Genomic DNA, 16,326 nt, shown 5'->3' with positions numbered 1-16,326 from the left:
GACCCGTCGCAGCGACCGCAAGATCGAAAGACGGCGTGCAAGCTTTCCCAACCACACCCCGTACCTGCGGGAACACAAGACTCCCAGTGCGCCTACTGACTGGTTCCGCGGTCTGCGTTACCGTTCCCGCATCTGCTGGATCGGAAAGGGGCACGGTGGCACGCCTGCGGGCACGGATCGAGCGAGCGGCTGCGCTGCATCGGCACACCGCTGCCCTGGTCGCCGCCGCCGGGCCGATCCTCGATGGTTACTCGCCGAGTGCGGCGCCGACGGGGCAGTACGCGGAGCAGCACGACCTCACGGCAGAGCTGCGGGCCGACGCGAACCTGCTGGCCCCGGGGTGGCTGGGCGCGCAACTGGACGCGCTCGCGCCGACCACGCCGCTCGGGGGGCCCTTGCCGCCGACGTTCGTGCGGGTCGGGCAGGCGCATCCGCTGGACGACGCGCGGTTCCCGGTCGTGGTGCCGCTGCTGCGGGCGGGGCACATCGCCATCGACGCCGATGCCAGGGACAGTCGGGTCGCGGGGTTGCTGCGCAGCCTGGTGCTGCGGCTGCTGGCCTCGTCGCCGCCGGGGTCGGTGCGGATCCGGGCCGTCGACGCGGTTGATTCGGGGGCCACGTTCGGGTGGTTCACCGGCATCGAGTCGATCATGCCGCCGCCGGTGAGCGACGCGGAGGGGTTGCGCGCGGTACTGGATGAGGGTGAGCAATGGCTCGCCACTCGGACGGACGGGCCGGGGCCGACGCTGCTGATCGTGATCGCGTCGCTGCCCGAGCTGACCGAGGGCCGGGACCTGGCGAGGATCGCCGGGTTGGCGCACGCGGGGCCGGCCGGACGGTTGCACCTGATCGCCGCTGGGTGGCCGCCGCCGCCGTTGACCGCCGAGACGACGCAGGCGCCGCTGCCGCACGCCACGCAGATCGCGATCCGCAACCCGCACGCGTGGGTGGGTGACCCGCCCGGCGCCACGTTCTCCGGCACCGGCGTGACGCCGGCCAGGCTCAACGCTCCGGTCTACCTCGACCCGGATCCGCCCGCCGATCTGGTACGCCGGGTCTGCGCCCAACTGAGCGGCCCCTGGGGCTCCCCGCCGGCCCAGGTGGGTGAGCCGAGCCGGACCGCGTGGCTCAACTACGTGGCCGCGGGGCAGCGGCTCGACGCGGTACGGCGCGAGGTGATCGCGGTGGTCGCGGAGCACAAGGCGGCGCTGAAGGCGGCCCGCGACGACCTGTCCGCGATCCGGGCCAAGCTCGCCCACCACCAGGCGTACCTGACCGAGGTCGCCCGGGAGGTCAGGGGCCGGCCGTTCGAGGTCGTGCCGAGCTGGCAGGAGACGCAGACCGCCGCGGCGGTGCTGACCGGCGCGGCCCAGCCTGCCGGGCGCCGCCGTGGTGCCGCGCCGGCCCCGGCCTCGGCGCCGGCGGCGTCCTACCCGCAGCAGGGCTCCCGCACTGCGACGCTGCCCGTCAGCGCGCCGCCCGCGGCGCCCGGTGTGACCAGCCCGGCGCCGCCACCGCCGACGGGCAACCTGTACCTGGGCAGCACCGCGGGCAACACCGGCGCGATCATGGGCCCGTTCCAGCAGTACCCCGGCACCGGCGCATTGCACGGCCCGACCGGCGCGCAGCCGGTCTACCGCACCCCGGTGAGCGGAGTCCCGGCCAGACCGCCGGTGAGCGGGATCCCCGCCCGGCCCCCGGTGAGCGGAGTCCCGGGCCATCCACAAAGCCCGCAGACGAAGCAGGTCAGCGGCGTACCGGCATCCGTCGCCAACAACGCCACCGGAACCGGCACCGTGCGCCCTCTGAGCCCCCCAGCGCCCGATTCGCTGCCCGGCAGGGTGTCCCATGCCCTCCGCGTGGCGGCCGCCGGTCTGAAGCAGTCTGAGGCCGCGCTCGCCACACCGGAGCGGGCCGACACGGCGTCCAGCACGCGGGTCTGGATCAATGCCGCGGTGTACTTCACGTTCGCGGTGCTGGCGGCGGTCGTGCAGGTGCCGACGCTGCTGGCCGGTGAACGGTTCGACGAGATCAGTCTGCTGGCGCTGCCGTGCGCACTGGCACTGCCGGCGCTCGCCTTCGGGCTGGGCTGGCTGACGATCGGGGCGACGACCCGCCGCCCCACGGCGCGGACCCCGGTGATGGGCATGGCGATCAGCCTGCTGTCGCTGATCCCGATGATCGTGTTCGCCGCCGTGCTGTTCCTGGGCTGACCCCGCGAACAGCACGGACAACGGCGGCTGACCAGCGAACAGCCAGGCGGACGGAGAATCTAGCCGCGCAGGATGAGCGACATCGCCTCGGCGCGGGACTTGGCGTCGTCGCGCAGCAGCCCCCGCACGGCCGACGTGATCGTGCGCGAGCCACCCTTCTGAATGCCGCGCATCGACATGCACAGGTGCGTGCACTCGATGACCACGATGACGCCGCGCGGGTTGAGCTCGGTCATCAGCAGGTCGGCGATCTGCGAGGTGAGCCGCTCCTGCACCTGCGGGCGGCGCGCGTACACCTCGACGAGCCTGGCCAGCTTCGACAGCCCGGTGATGCGGCCGTCGTGGCCGGGGATGTAGCCGATGTGCGCGACGCCGTGGAACGGCAGCAGGTGGTGCTCGCACATCGACATGACCTCGATGTCGCGGACGAGGACGAGCTCCTCGTGGTCGGCCTCGAAGGTCGTGGACAGCACCTGGGCCGGGTCGACGCGCAGGCCGGCGAAGAGCTCGGCGTAGGCGCGGGCGACCCGGGCGGGCGTCTTGCGCAGGCCGTCGCGGTCGGGGTCCTCACCGACGGCGAGCAGGATCTCGCGGACCGCGGCCTCGATGCGCTTCAGGTCCACGTTGCGCTCGACCTCGACGCCGCCGAGCTTGCCGCTGACGAGCCGGGCCGCGACGTGGTCGAGCTCGATCCCGGCGTCGAGCGTGTCGGCGGGGTCCAGGGACGCACCGAGCCCGACGACACCGTCGTCGGGCTCGGTGCTGCTGATCTCGTTCAGTTCTTACCGTCCGTGGTCTCGCCGCCGCTGGTGATCCGCACGTGGTCACCGTCGCTGCTCAACCCGACCGGCTGGCCGATCTCGGCGCCGTTCGCGCCGGGCTCGAGGGCCCGCCGCCGGCGGCCGTTGCCGCTGTACGGAGCCATCGGCGGCCGCTTGACCACGCGGGCGCAGATGCGGGCCATGTCGGTCTGGGAGATGGTCTCCTTCTCGAACAGCTCCTCGACGATCTGGTCGAGGACGTCGCGGTACTCGACCAGGATCTCCCACGCCTCGTCGTGCGCGATCTCGATGAGGGCGCGCATCTCGCCGTCGATCTCGGCCGCGACCTTCTCCGAGTAGTCCCGCTCGTGGCCCATCGTGCGGCCCAGGAACGGCTCGCCGTCACCCACGCCGTACTTCACGGCGCCGAGCTTGGCGCTCATGCCGTACTCCGTGATCATGGAGCGGGCGAGCGCGGTCGCCTTCTCGATGTCGTTGCCGGCACCGGTCGTCGGCTCGTGGAAGACGAGCTCCTCGGCGGCCCGGCCACCCAGCGCGTAGGCCAGGGTGTCGATCATCTCGGAGCGGGTCTGCGTGTACTTGTCCTCGGTCGGCAGGACCAGGGTGTGGCCCAGCGAACGGCCGCGGGACAGGATCGTCACCTTGTGCACCGGCGCGGAGTGCGGCAGCGCCCAGGCGACGAGCGCGTGACCGCCCTCGTGATAGGCGGTGACCCGCTTCTCGTGGTCGCTCATGATCCGGGTGCGCCGCTCGGGGCCGGCGATGACCCGGTCGATCGCCTCTTCGAGGTAGTCGTTGGTGATCGCGCGCTTCTCGTTGCGGGCGGTCAGCAGCGCCGACTCGTTGATGACGTTGGCCAGGTCCGCGCCCGTGAAGCCGGGCGTGCGGCGGGCGACCGAGTCCAGGTCGACGTCGGGCGTGAAGGGCTTGCCCTTCGCGTGCACCCGCAGGATGGCCTTGCGGCCCTCCATGTCGGGGCGGTCGACGGCGATCTGCCGGTCGAAGCGGCCCGGCCGCAGCAGGGCGGGGTCGAGGATGTCGGGCCGGTTGGTGGCCGCGATCAGGATCACGCCGCCCTTGGTGTCGAAGCCGTCCATCTCGACGAGGAGCTGGTTGAGCGTCTGCTCGCGCTCGTCGTGCCCACCGCCCATGCCGGCGCCGCGGTGACGGCCGACGGCGTCGATCTCGTCCACGAAGACGATGGCGGGCGCGTTGGCCTTGGCCTGCTCGAACAGGTCACGGACCCGGGAGGCACCGACACCGACGAACATCTCGACGAAGTCCGAGCCGGAGATCGAGTAGAACGGCACCCCGGCCTCGCCTGCGACGGCGCGGGCCAGCAGCGTCTTACCGGTGCCGGGCGGGCCGTAGAGCAGGACGCCCTTCGGGATCTTGGCGCCGAGGGCCTGGTACTTCGCCGGGGCCTGCAGGAAGTCCTTGATCTCGTGCAGCTCCTCGACGGCCTCGTCCGAGCCCGCCACGTCGGCGAAGGTCGTTTTCGGCGTGTCTTTGGAGATCAGCTTCGCCTTCGACTTGCCGAAGTTGAGCACCCGCGAGCCGCCGCCCTGCATCTGCGACATGAACAGCAGCAGCAGCACGACCAGCACCGCGATGGGCAGCAGGTTGATCAGCAGGCTGACGAATATGTTGTCCTGCGTGACATTGACGTTGTACTGATCGAGCTTCTTGTCCGCCTGCAGCGTCGCGAGCTCGTTCTGGAGGTCGTCGGCGAACTGCGCGGAGAACTGCGTCTCGACCTTGTCCGTCTTGGTGTTCTTGATGGATTCCTTCGTCTTCAGGTCAAGCCTGAGCGTCTGCTCCTTGTCCTGAATCACCGCCTTCTTGGCCTTGCCCTCGCGCAACAGGGCAAGCACCTGCGATGTGTCCGCCTTGGTGTAGCTGGGGCCGGACGTGAAGAAGGAACTCAGAATGATCGCACCGATGATCACCAGGAGGATCCAGACCACCGGCCGGCGGAACAAACGGGTACGTTCCATGTTGTCGTCGGGCGCACGCGGCGCCCGGCCCCTCCATCCGTAAGGCCGCTGACCGCGCCGGACCCACTGTGCCGACGCGATGTCAAAAGCGTCGAGGAGTATGGCCCGGTTGACGCTCGTGACCATTTGACGGTACACCGTGGCACCGACAGTCGCGGATCGGCGTGGGCCGGGATGCGGATGCTCCCAGCAGACTCCCAGGAAGAACGGGGTCAGCCGCGCCCGTAGACCGACGGCTTGAGGACGCCGACAAAGGGCAGGTCACGGTACCGCTCGGCGTAGTCGAGCCCGTAGCCGACGACGAACTCGCTGGGGATGTCGTACCCGACATAGCGCACCGGCACGTTCACTCTCAGCGCATCGGGCTTGCGCAGCAGCGCCACCACGTCGACCTTGGCCGCCGAGCGGCTCTGCAGGTACTTGAGCAGCCACGAGAGCGTGAGACCGGAGTCGACGATGTCCTCCACCACGATCACGTGGCGGCCGGCGATGTCGCGGTCCAGGTCCTTGAGGATGCGCACGACCCCGGAGGACGTCGTGCCCTGCCCGTACGACGAAACGGCCATGAACTCGAGCTCCACCGGCGGACCGACCCGCCCGAGCGCGCGGGCGAAGTCCGCCATGAACATGACGGCGCCCTTGAGCACACCGACCAGGAGGATGGACTCGGCGTCGGCGTGGTCCGCCGCCACCTGCTTGGCGAGCTCCGCCGTCTTGTCCCGGATCTGCTCCTCGCTGATGATCACGTGGTCGATGTCGGACGCGTGCCAGGTGGTGCCGTCGGCCATGAACCTAGCCTGCCGTATCGGCTCTCCCGGATCGACGGCGGGTCACCCCACAAGAGACCCGCGTCGCAGCGGACCCCGCGGGGGCTAGTAACCCACGGCCGCACCGTCGGCCCGCGGCTCCGAACCCGCCACATAGCCGGACGAGGTACGCCAGATCGCCTGCCCGTAGCCGAACGCCCCCTGCTCGTCGACCACCCGCACCTCGTGACCACGGCGTCGCAGGTCGTCGGCGGCGTGCGCGAGGCCGGGCTCGAGGCGCACGTTCAGCCCCGTGTGCCAGTACCAGCGCGGCCGGTCGAGCGCGGCCTGCGGGTCCAGCGCGTCGTCGACGGTCGAGCGGACCACCTGCACGTGGCCCTGTGGCTGCATGTGGCCGCCCATGACGCCGAACGGGCCGACCGCCGCGCCGTCCCTGGTCAGGAAGCCCGGGATGATCGTGTGGAACGGCCGCCGGCCCGGCCCGACCTCGTTCGGGTGGCCCTCGGCGAGCGCGAACCCGGCGCCGCGGTTCTGCAGGCTGAAGCCCGTGCCGGGCACCACGACGTGCGAGCCGAAGCCCATGTAGTTCGACTGGATCAGGCTGACCATGCGCCCGTCGGCATCGGCGGTGCAGAGGTAGACCGTCCCGCCGCGGGACGGGTCGCCGGGCGGGTGCTCGGTCGCCTGGCGGCCGATGCGCCCCCGGCGTCGCGCCAGGTAACCCGGATCCAGCAGCTGCGGCGGGTGTACGACCAGCGCCGGATCTCCCACGTACGCGTGCGCGTCGGCGAAACCCAGCTTCATCGCCTCGATCTGGCGGTGCAGGTCGTCCTCGCCACCGGCGTCGAAGCCGTCCAGGATGCCGAGTGCCTGCAGCGCGGCGATGCCCTGCCCGTTCGGCGGCAGCTCCCAGACGTCATGGTCCCTGTATCGCACCGACATCGGCTCGACCCAGAGCGACGCGTGCCCGGCCAGGTCGGCCTCACGCAGCAGTCCTCCGGTCTGTTCGGCGTACGCCACGATCGCCTCGGCCAGCTCGCCCCGGTAGAACGACGCCGCGCCGGTCGCCGCGATCGACCGCAGCGTGCGGGCGGCGTCGGGGTTGCGGAACCGCTCCCCCGCCCGCGGCGCCCGGCCGCCGTGCGTGAAGACGCGACTCCACTCGGTGAACTCTTCGCCGGTCAGCCCCGCCTGGACCACCTCGACGGCCCGGTCCCAGTGGTGCGCGACGGTCGGCGAGACGGGGTACCCGTGCTCGGCGTACGCGACGGCGTCGTCGAACAGGTCCGCGAACGGCAGCGACCCGAACCGCTCATGCAGGTCGCGCCAGCCGGCGGGGGCGCCCGGCACGGTCACCGGCAGCCACCCGCGGGCGGGCATGACCTGGGCCGCGAGCGCCTGCGCACCGCCGAGCGCGGCCACGGCGCGGGCGGCCGGCTCCCGGTCGAGGACCAGGTCCCGGGTCAGCAGCGCCGGCGACCGCCCGGAGCCGTTCAGCCCGTGCAGCTGTGAACCATCCCACACCAGGGCGAACAAATCGCTGCCGATGTCGTTCGACCCCGGCTGCAGCACGGTCAGCGCGGCGGCGGTCGCGATGGCCGCGTCGACGGCGTTGCCGCCCCGGCGCAGGACGGCGAGCCCGGCGGACGCGGCGAGCGGCTGCGTGGTCGCTACGACGCCACGAGGCGCGTAGACCGCCCGGCGCGGGTGCAGGTCGTTCGACATCGGTTGATCTTAAGCCACGCAGGTCGACCCGGGCCGTCCTGCGATGCGGCACCGCCGGCCCGGCACAAGGCTGGGCGGCTCCTTTCGCATCGGCTCGCGGCGGTGCGGCGGTGGGGCAGGCGCTCGCGGCGCTGCCGACCACTCTGCGCTGCGGCGTCGTGGCCGCGGGTGCGCTGCGGCGTCGTGTGCCCAGTGCGCTGCCACGGCGTTCAGCTCTGCGCGCTGCGGCAGCGCGGTCCGGTGCGCTGCGCCAGCTCGGTGCAGTGTCGGTGCGGCGGTGTCGGTGCCGTTCCTATGTGATGCGGCGCAGCCTGCCGTCCTGGCGGGCGACCCGCAGTCCTCCGGGCAGCGCCGCCGGCCCCTGCCCGTGCCAGTCGGTGACCAGCGCGTCCATGGCGACCACATGGCGGTGCGACAGTGCCCCGCCCGACACCCCGAGCCGGCGGGCCCAGCCGTGCAGGACCCGCGTACGGACCGCCTGCGGCAGCCGCTGCAACTGAGCGACGTCGAGCTCGTCCAGCCCGGCGACGGCTTTGTCGTACGCGTCCGAGGCCAGCTCGTCGAGCACCGCGGTGTCGGCGGCGACCAGCGCCGCGGTCCGGGCGAGGTTGTCGATCACGGCCGGGCCGAGGGCGGCGACGAGGGGCCGGACGCGCGAGCGGGCGTACGCATGGTCGCTGTTGTGCGGGTCCTCCCACGGCGTCAGCCCGGCCACCTCGCACGCGGCCCGGGTGTCGGCCCGCGTCACGTCCAGCAGCGGCCGGGCGAAGCACACCCCTTGGCGCTCCCGCCTGGCCGGCATCCCGGCCAGCCCGTGCGGCCCGGCGCCGCGGGTCAGGGCCAGCAACACCGTCTCGGCCTGGTCGTCGCGGGTGTGCCCGAGCAGCACCAGCGCCGCCCGGTGGGCTTTCGCGGCGGCGACAAGGGCGGCGTACCTGGCGTTACGCGCGGACGCCTCGGGCCCGCCGTGCCCGGCGACCTTGACGGTCCGCACGTCCACCGGGTCGAACTCGTGGTCCCGTGCCCAGCCCGCGAGCCGCGCGGCCAGATCCCCGGAACCCGCCTGCAGCCCGTGGTCGACCGTGACGAGCCCGCAGTGCGTCCGCATGCGCTGCGTGACGAACCGCGCCGCCACAGCCAACGCGAGCGAGTCGGCGCCACCGGAGCAGGCCACCAGCACCATGTCACCCGGCGACACGTCGGCCAGGCCACGCCGGACCGCGGCACGCACCGCGGCCACGGCCGGCGCGAGCGCGGCCACCGCGATCAGCCGGTGGCGTCGGGCTTCGCCGGCCGCTCCTGGCCGCCGTCACCCTCGCCGGCGTCCGCCTTCGCGACCAGCGGCTCCACCTCGGCAGGCTCGTCCTCGTCAACCGTCGCGGACCCGGCGTCCCCGGCGGACTCGGCGGGCTCGGCCGGCTCGGCGGTCGTGGTCGCCGGCGTCACCGGCGCCGGAACCGCGGCCTCCTCGGTCGACAGCCCGGCCACCTCGGTCGACTCCGCGATCCCCGCCTCCGCCACCGCTGGCTCGGGCAGCGTCGGCACGGGCGCCGGCGGCGTCTCGACCACCCCGGCCTTCGCCGGCGAAGCAGCCGGCGACCCAGCCGCAGCGGCAGCCCCCGCCGAAGTCGCGGCCGACGCGGCAGCCTCAACAGGCGCAACAGCCGCAACCGGAGCAACAGGCGGCACGGCGACCGGCCTGCTCAGCGCACTCGCGCCGAGCACCCGCACCACCCACGCGTCGGGGTCGCCGAGCTCGTCCAGCCGCGGAATGGTCAGCGGCGACTGCCAGATCTTGTTGAATGCCTCCATGCCGACCCGCTCCACGACGGCGTGGACGAACTTGCGGCCCTCCGCATACTGGCGCATCTTCACGTCGATGCCGAGCAGCTTGCGCAGCACCCGGTCGAGCGGGTTGGCGGCCGACTCGCGACGCCGGTTGAACTTGGCGCGGATGTCCTCGACCGACGGCAGCACCTCGGGGCCGACGCCGTCCATGACGAACTCGGCGTGCCCCTCCAGGACCGTCATCAGCGCGGTGAGCCGGTCGAGCACGGCGCGCTGGCCGGGCGTCTGCACCAGATCGAGCACCGAGACCTTGCTGTTGGGGTCGCGGACCACGTCGGCGAGGGCGCCGATGCCGCGGCGCAGCCGCTCGGCGAGCTGGTCCTGGTTGAGCTGGGACGCGTCCACGAACGCGCCGACCTCACCCAGGAAGTATCCCCGCATCCAGGGCACGGCGGTGAACTGCACCCGGTGGGTGACCTCGTGCAGGCACACCCAGAGCCGGAAGTCGCGGGAGTCGGCGCCCAGCCGGCGCTCCGCCTCCACGATGTTGGGCGCGACGAGGAGCAGCTGGCCGGGGTCGGCGGAGAAGACCTCATACTGCCCGAGGACCTTGCCCGACAGGTACGCCAGCACGGTGCCGGCCTGCACGCCGGTGAACCGCGACCCGATGGCGCTGGCGACCGGCCCTGGCTGCTTGCCGCCCGCGAGCCGCTCCGCCAGGGGCTGGATCACCTGCCGGAGGCCCTCGATGTTGGTCGCCGCCCAGTCGCGGCGGTCGACGATGCGGACCGGCGGTGCCAGGAGCTTCGTGCGCAGCCCGGTGAAGGAGCTGACGTGCTCGGTCGCCTCGTCCGCCAGTCCCCGCAGGTCGGTGACGGCGGCGGCGGCCTCCTCGTAAGACACGGCGGGGCCGCTCTTGCCCAACGCCGCGGCGGTTGCTGCGGCCAGATCCCAATCGACGAACTGCGCCATGCCCCCACCGTACCCGCGCCGGACCATCACCGGCCGCCGAGAATGCCCGCCGTCGACCGTACGTTCATGCTCGACCACGTAGAGCGACAGGATTACCGGCAGCCGCAGGCGGCGAGCGCGGCGGCGACCCGGTCCAGCGCGACGACCGCCTTGGGTCCGTCGGTGGTCTGGTCGGCCATGAACGCGAACGCGAGCGTCCGCCCGTCGGCGTCCACCACGATCCCGGTGAGCGAGTTGACGCCGGTGAGCGTGCCCGTCTTGGCCCGGACCATGCCGGCCGCGCCGGCGCCTTCCTGCGGTTTGGTGAACCGTCCGGCCAGGGTCCCGGAGTACCCGGCGACCGGCAGCCCGCTGAAGATCCCGTGCAGGTCGGCGCGGTCGGAGCGGGCCGCCATCGCCAGCAGCGTGGTGAGCAGCGCCGGTGACAGGCGGTCGTTGCGGGAGAACCCGCTGCCGTCCACCAGCCCGTACGCGGTCACGGGCACGTTGAGCTCCTCCAGCACGGTGCGCATGGCGGCGGCGCCACCCTCGAACGACGCCGGCTGGCCTTTGGCGAGCGCGACCTGCCGGGCGAGGATGTCGGCCAGCACGTTGTCGCTCTCCAGCAGCATGAACTCCACCAGCCGTACCATCGGCGCGGACTCGACCTTGCCGAGCTCCTGGGCGCCGGCGGGCGCGGTGCCCGCCACGACGGCGGTGGCCGGCAGCCCGAGCAGTCTGGCGAACGCCTGCGCGGCCTGCATGTCGGGCTGTGCGTAGCGCTTGGCGTACTTGCCGCTGTTGGGGCGGCCCCCCTCGGTCATGATCGCGGTGATCACCGCACCGGAGCCCTCGGTGGTGGCGTCGTCGTCCCAGCCCGGGCCGATCCCGGACCCGGTGAACAGCGAGCCGTCGTAGACGACCTTGGTCGGCGCGGTGTCGCCGAGCGCCTTCTTCACCTGGCCGGCCAGGTCGTCGAGGCGGGCGGCGCCCGGGTAGTAGGGGGTCTGGAACACGCCGAGCGTCGGGTCGCCGCCGCCGATGAGGACGACCTCGCCCGGCTGGGCGCCGGCGACGACGCGGGTCGGGATCCGGTACGCCGGTCCGCGCGTGGCGAGCGCCGCCACGCCCGTGACGACCTTCGTCGTCGAGGCCGGGGTCATGGCCGCGTCGGGCTCGGAGGAATACAGGACCTGCCCGGTCGCCACGTCCACGACGGAGGCGGTGATGTGCGGGCCGAGCGCGGGCGCGGCCAGCAGCGGCGCGAGGGCCGCCTTGACCCCGTCCGGCGACGGCAGCGGTGCCTGGCCGTCCACCGCGGTCAGGACCGCGGGCGGCGGCTCCGGGGTGACCCCGGCGGTCCACTTCGCCTGCTCGCCGGAGCCCACGAGGCTCAGCAGACGGATGGTCTCAGGTCCCGCGTACACCGAAGCCAGCGCGGCAACGAGCGCCACGGCCAGCGCGACGGCCGCGGCGACAGTGCCAAGCTGTGGTCTTTCCCTCGCCAACCGACCCTCCCCGTACTTCGCTGTGGTGCTGTCAGGGAGACTAGTGGTCGGCGCAGCGGTGCGAGGGTGAGGAGTCATCAGATGGACTTCGACGTAACGGTCGAAATCCCGAAAGGTCAACGCAACAAGTACGAGGTTGACCATGCGACGGGCCGGATCCGGCTCGACAGGACGCTGTTCACCTCGACGCAGTACCCGGCGGACTACGGCTTCATCGAGGGCACGCTCGGCCAGGACGAGGACCCGCTCGACGCGCTCGTGCTCGTGCAGGCCCCGACGTTCCCGGGGTGCCTGATCCGTTCCCGGGCGATCGGCATGTTCCGCATGACCGACGAGAAGGGCGGCGACGACAAGGTCCTCTGCGTGCCTGCGGACGACCCGCGCCTGGAGCACCTGCGCGACATCCATCACCTGGGTGAGTTCGACCGGCTGGAGATCCAGCACTTCTTCGAGGTGTACAAGGACCTGGAGCCCGGCAAGAGCGTCGAGGGCGCGACGTGGGTCGGGCGGGTCGAGGCCGAGGCGGAGATCGCCGCCTCCCGCAAGCGTTACCAGCAGGCCATCGCGGACGGCAGCTACCACGACCCGGGCGTCGCCCCGACCGCGCACCCGACCGAGTAGCGCCTCAGCCCGCCTCGACGTGCGCCACCTGGATCAGGCGCGCGCCGTCGCGGCGGGTGACCAGCCAGCCCCGGCCCGGCGGCAGCGGCCCCGGACGGACGTTGCCGAGCAGCGCACCCTCCTCTCGGTCCGCTGACAGCAGCAGGCCGGGCGAGGACAGCTCCCGCAGCCGTTGCAGCACGGGCTCGAACAGTGCCCGTGCCGCACCGCCGCTGCGCCGCGCCACGATCAGGTGCAGGCCGATGTCGCGGGCCTGGGCCAGGTAGGGCAGCAGCGGTTCGAGCGGGTTGCCCGCCCCGGAGACGACCAGGTCGTAGTCGTCGACCAGCACGAAGCACTCCGGCCCGGTCCACCAGCCGCGGGTGCGCAGCTGGTCCTGCGTGACGTCGGGGCCCGGCAGGCGCCGCTGCATGTAGGCGGCGACCGACGCGACGAGGTCCTCGGTCTGCTGGGTGCCGGTGCCGGTGCCGATCAGGTGCTCGGTGTGCACGGCGCCGAGCAGGGTGCGCCGGTGGTCGACGAGCACGATGCGCGCCCGCTCGGGGGCGAACCGGCCGCTGATCGTCGCGGCCAGCCCGCGCAGCAGCGTCGACTTGCCCGAACCCGCGTCGCCGAAGACGAGCAGGTGCGGCTCCGCGGCGAAGTCGACCCGGGCCGGGCGCAGGTCGGCCTCGGCGAGGCCGACCGGCAGGTCGAGCGGGTTGGCGGGGTCGGCGTCGCCGGCCACCGCCGCGTACGGCACCAGGCCCGGCAGCATCCGCACCCTGGGCGCCGGCGCGCCGGTCCACGCCGCGGTGACCGCCTTGACCAGGTCGGCCTGGTCACCGCCGGCCAGCTTCGGCAGGGCGACGATCAGGTGCAGCCCGTCGGAGGTCACGCCGCGGCCGGGCGCCTCCTTCGGCACGTTCGCGGCGGCCCGGCGCGAGGCGAGGGAGTCGCTCTCGTCGCCGAGGCGCAGCTCGATCCGAGATCCGAGCAGGTCCCGCAGGGCCGGGCGGAAGTCCGTCCAGCGTGACGCGGAGGCGGCGACGTGGATGCCGTAGGAGAGCCCGCGCGTCGCGATGTCGGTGATCACGGTCTCGAGGTCGTCGTACTCGCTGCGGACCGTCGCCCAGCCGTCGATCACCAGGAACACGTCGCCCCACGCGTCGGCGGCCGCGGCGCTGCTGACGGTGGCCCGGCGGCGCCGGTAGGTGGCCATGCCGTCGACGCCGGCCTCGGCGAAGCGGCGCTCCCGGTCGTTGAGCAGCGTCGCGACCTCGCCGACGGTACGGCGCACCGCGGCCGGATCGAGCCTGCCGGCCACCCCGCCGACGTGTGGCAGGTCCCGCAGGCCGAGCAGCTGCCCGCCGCCGAAGTCGAGGCAGTACACCTGGGCCTCGGCCGGTGTGTGGGTCAGCGCGAGCCCGGCGATCAGCGTGCGCAGTGTCACCGACTTGCCACTCTGCGTGCCACCGACGACGGCGACGTGCCCGTTGGCGCTGTCGAGGTTGAGCCACAGCACGTCACGACGCTGCTGCAGCGGCTTGTCGACGAGCGCGACCGGCACCTGCAGCGCCCCGCGCAGCCGCCGGTCGGTGACGCCCAGCCCCCGGCCGGGCTCGACCGCGACCGGGCCGAGCAGCTCGTCGATCGACGCGGACGCGCTCAGCGGCGGCAGCCACACCTGGTGGGCGGGGACGCCCTGGCCGACCAGCCGGTCGACGAGGATGTCGAGCAGGCTCCCGGACGGCTCGTCCGGTGGCGGATCCGGCACCGCCCGCGGCGGCGCGAACCGCGTGTCGTACGCCGCGACCCGCCGCCCTGATGCGGCCGCCGCACCGGGCCGTCCGGGCTGCTGGTGTGCGCCGGACACGTATGCCGCCTTGAACCTGGTCAACGGCTCGGTGCCGGACTTCAGGTAGCCGTGGCCGGGTGAGCGCGGCAGCTCGTAGGCGTCGGGGACGCCGAGCACCGTGCGCGACTCCAGCGACGAGAACGTCCGAAGCCCGATCCGGTACGACAGATGCGTGTCGAGCCCGCGCAACCGGCCCTCCTCGAGCCGCTGCGAGGCCAGCAGCAGGTGCACGCCCAGTGACCGGCCGACCCGCCCGATCTGCACGAACAGGTCGATGAAGTCCGGCTTCGCCTCCAGCAGCTCGCTGAACTCGTCGCAGATCACCAGCAGGCTGGGCAGCGGCGCGAGCGGCGCACCGCCGGCGCGGGCCCGCTCGTAGTCGCGCAGGGAGTCGTAGTCACCGGCGCGGCGCAGCAGCTCCTGGCGCCGCACGACCTCGCCGTTGATCGCGTCGGTCATGCGGTCGACCAGCGGCAGCTCCGCCTCCAGGTTGGTGATGAACGCGGCCACGTGCGGCAGCCGGTCCAGCCGCGCGAACGTCGCGCCGCCCTTGAAGTCGATCAGCACGAAGTTGAGCGTCTCCGAGGAGTGCGTGGCGGCCAGGCCGAGCACCACCGTGCGCAGCAGCTCCGACTTGCCGGATCCGGTCGCGCCGATCAGCAGCCCGTGCGGGCCCATGCCGTCCTGTGCCGACTCCTTCAGGTCGATCTCCACCGGCTGTCCCTGCGGGCCGACTCCGATCGGCACGCGCAGCCGGTCGCGGTGCGGGCGCGGCGCCCACGCCCTCGCCACGTCGAGCGACCACGGGTCGTCCAGCCCGAGCAGCGCCGCCAGGTCGGCGCCGGTGTCCCGTTTCGTCGTGTCGTCGCCGGTACCGCCGGCGACCGCCAATCTGAGCGGCGCCAGGCGACGGGCGAGCGCCTCCGCCTCGGCCGGGGAGAGGGCGTCGGGCACCCCGACCTCGCCGTCGGCCTCCACGGACGCGGTCACCAGCCGCCCGCCGGCCGGGTCGAGCACGATCGCGGCCGGGTCGAGCAGCCGCGGCGGCGCGCCATCCAGGCTGATCAGGGTCACCCCGTCGACGCCGCCGTCGGTGCCGAGGTGGCCGCTGCCGGCGAGGTCACCGCCGTCGAGCACGATCACCAGGTGCGGAGCGGCCCGCTGCGGACCGGCCCGGTCGGCGGCGAACCTGGCCCGGTTGGCGAGCAGGTCGTCCAGCAGCCCCTCCAGCTCGACCGCGGCGCCCGTGACGAGCCGGACCGGCCCGACCGCGTCGGTGCGGGCCGGGTGCATGGCGTGCGGCAGCCACTTCGTCCACTCCCACCGCTCCCGGCGGTGCGGCCCGGCGCAGACGGCGATCAGCAGGTCCTCGGGCGCGTGGAACACCGCCAGCTGCGCCAGCATCGCCCGCACCAGCGCGACCGCCGGGTCGTCGGGCGCCGCGCCGGTGCCGACGTGCACGCGGGCGAAGCTGCGCAGGGAGATCGCGACCGGCAGGTCGGGCACGACCGAGTACGCGTCGAGGAACCGCCGCAATGCCCCGGCGGTCAGCGGCTCCAGGTCCTCCAGCGGCCCGGTCTGCGGCGGGTGCAGCGGCGTCGCCAGGGTCTGCGGCCCGACGGCGACCCGCACGACCGCGAAGTCGGCGTCGGCCGGGCGCCGCTCCCACAGCCGGAAGCTGTCCACGGTCGACCACAGCGACCCGGGATCGGGATGCCGGTAGTGCAGGCCGGTGCGCTGCCTGGCGGCGGTGTCGCGGACCTGGCGCCGCAGCGCCGCGAGGTGCCGCAGATACTCCCGGCGGGCGGCCATCATCTCGGCCTTCTTCGGCCCTCCGGCGCCGGTCGACGTCAGCAGCATCCCCAGCGTCGAGAACCCGAACACCGCCCCGATCACGTACGAATACGTCCCGCCGTCGCGCCCGGCGAACAGCATCGCCGTGGCGAGCGTGCCGGTGAGCATCGGCACCAGCTGGACCAGCTGCTGCCAGCGCGACGGCGGCACCGGCGGGATCTGCGGCGGCGCCTGGACGATCAGGTCACCGCTCGGGATCTCGGGCGCGGGCCGTCGCGGAGACCGTTTCACCACGACCGTGCTCACGCCAGGCACTGTAGGACTCGCACGGGGCCAGCGGGAC

General features: G+C 73.1%; 9 protein-coding genes and 1 pseudogene. 2 read left to right on the top strand and 8 right to left on the bottom strand.

Annotation, left to right across the window (positions count from 1 at the left end; all coding sequences use genetic code 11):
• Window positions 1–155: 155 nt before the first annotated feature.
• The gene (locus AB0H83_RS20190) at window positions 156–2,213 is read left to right on the top strand and encodes a hypothetical protein (protein WP_360095764.1); all 2,058 of its coding nucleotides are present in this window, start codon (window positions 156–158) and stop codon (window positions 2,211–2,213) included.
• 59 nt (window positions 2,214–2,272) lie between these two features.
• On the opposite strand, the gene folE is transcribed toward AB0H83_RS20190, so the two are convergent.
• The 7 genes and pseudogenes from folE to dacB all read right to left on the bottom strand — a co-directional run bounded on the left by folE (window position 2,273) and on the right by dacB (window position 11,731).
• On the bottom strand, window positions 2,273–2,905 hold the full coding sequence (gene folE, locus AB0H83_RS20185) for a GTP cyclohydrolase I FolE (RefSeq protein ID WP_360095952.1): 633 nt from the start codon (window positions 2,903–2,905) through the stop codon (window positions 2,273–2,275).
• An 83-nt stretch (window positions 2,906–2,988) separates the two neighbouring features.
• The gene (gene ftsH / locus AB0H83_RS20180) at window positions 2,989–4,992 is read right to left on the bottom strand and encodes an ATP-dependent zinc metalloprotease FtsH (protein WP_360095761.1); all 2,004 of its coding nucleotides are present in this window, start codon (window positions 4,990–4,992) and stop codon (window positions 2,989–2,991) included.
• Window positions 4,993–5,204: 212 nt separating this feature from the next.
• Window positions 5,205–5,780, bottom strand: a complete 576-nt coding sequence (gene hpt, locus AB0H83_RS20175) for a hypoxanthine phosphoribosyltransferase (RefSeq protein ID WP_360095758.1) — start codon at window positions 5,778–5,780, stop codon at window positions 5,205–5,207.
• A gap of 84 nt (window positions 5,781–5,864) precedes the next feature.
• A complete protein-coding gene (locus AB0H83_RS20170) occupies window positions 5,865–7,484 on the bottom strand; it encodes a gamma-glutamyltransferase family protein (RefSeq protein ID WP_360095755.1) in 1,620 nt (539 codons plus the stop codon).
• A gap of 292 nt (window positions 7,485–7,776) precedes the next feature.
• Window positions 7,777–8,745, bottom strand: coding sequence for a tRNA lysidine(34) synthetase TilS (tilS, locus tag AB0H83_RS20165; protein WP_360095752.1), 969 nt, complete (start codon window positions 8,743–8,745; stop codon window positions 7,777–7,779).
• Window positions 8,746–9,200: 455 nt separating this feature from the next.
• Window positions 9,201–10,244, bottom strand: a pseudogene (locus AB0H83_RS20160) (zinc-dependent metalloprotease); the annotation flags it as partial.
• A 92-nt stretch (window positions 10,245–10,336) separates the two neighbouring features.
• Window positions 10,337–11,731 (bottom strand): D-alanyl-D-alanine carboxypeptidase/D-alanyl-D-alanine-endopeptidase, encoded by a 1,395-nt coding sequence (dacB, locus tag AB0H83_RS20155; RefSeq protein WP_360095749.1) that lies wholly within the window; start codon window positions 11,729–11,731, stop codon window positions 10,337–10,339.
• 81 nt (window positions 11,732–11,812) lie between these two features.
• Between dacB and AB0H83_RS20150 the strand changes: the two genes are divergently transcribed.
• The gene (locus tag AB0H83_RS20150; protein WP_360095746.1) at window positions 11,813–12,352 is read left to right on the top strand and encodes an inorganic diphosphatase; all 540 of its coding nucleotides are present in this window, start codon (window positions 11,813–11,815) and stop codon (window positions 12,350–12,352) included.
• A 4-nt stretch (window positions 12,353–12,356) separates the two neighbouring features.
• Here AB0H83_RS20150 and eccCa read toward each other — a convergent pair whose 3' ends face one another.
• A complete protein-coding gene (gene eccCa, locus AB0H83_RS20145) occupies window positions 12,357–16,289 on the bottom strand; it encodes a type VII secretion protein EccCa (RefSeq protein WP_360095743.1) in 3,933 nt (1,310 codons plus the stop codon).
• Between the last annotated feature and the right edge of the window lie 37 nt (window positions 16,290–16,326).

It is taken from the genome of Dactylosporangium sp. NPDC050688 (assembly GCF_040654515.1).
GTDB lineage: Bacteria > Actinomycetota > Actinomycetes > Mycobacteriales > Micromonosporaceae > Dactylosporangium.
The sequence above is the reverse complement of the archived record's forward strand: the minus strand, read 5'-3'. Positions and strand labels throughout refer to the sequence as shown.

Bases quoted from the DNA above. Each gene is read 5' to 3' on its own strand.
- ftsH (WP_360095761.1), bottom strand. From the start codon at position 4,992: ATGGAACGTACCCGTTTGTTCCGCCGGCCGGTGGTCTGGATCCTCCTG.
- hpt (WP_360095758.1), bottom strand. From the start codon at position 5,780: ATGGCCGACGGCACCACCTGGCACGCGTCCGACATCGACCACGTGATC.
- AB0H83_RS20170 (WP_360095755.1), bottom strand. From the start codon at position 7,484: ATGTCGAACGACCTGCACCCGCGCCGGGCGGTCTACGCGCCTCGTGGC.
- AB0H83_RS20150 (WP_360095746.1), top strand. From the start codon at position 11,813: ATGGACTTCGACGTAACGGTCGAAATCCCGAAAGGTCAACGCAACAAG.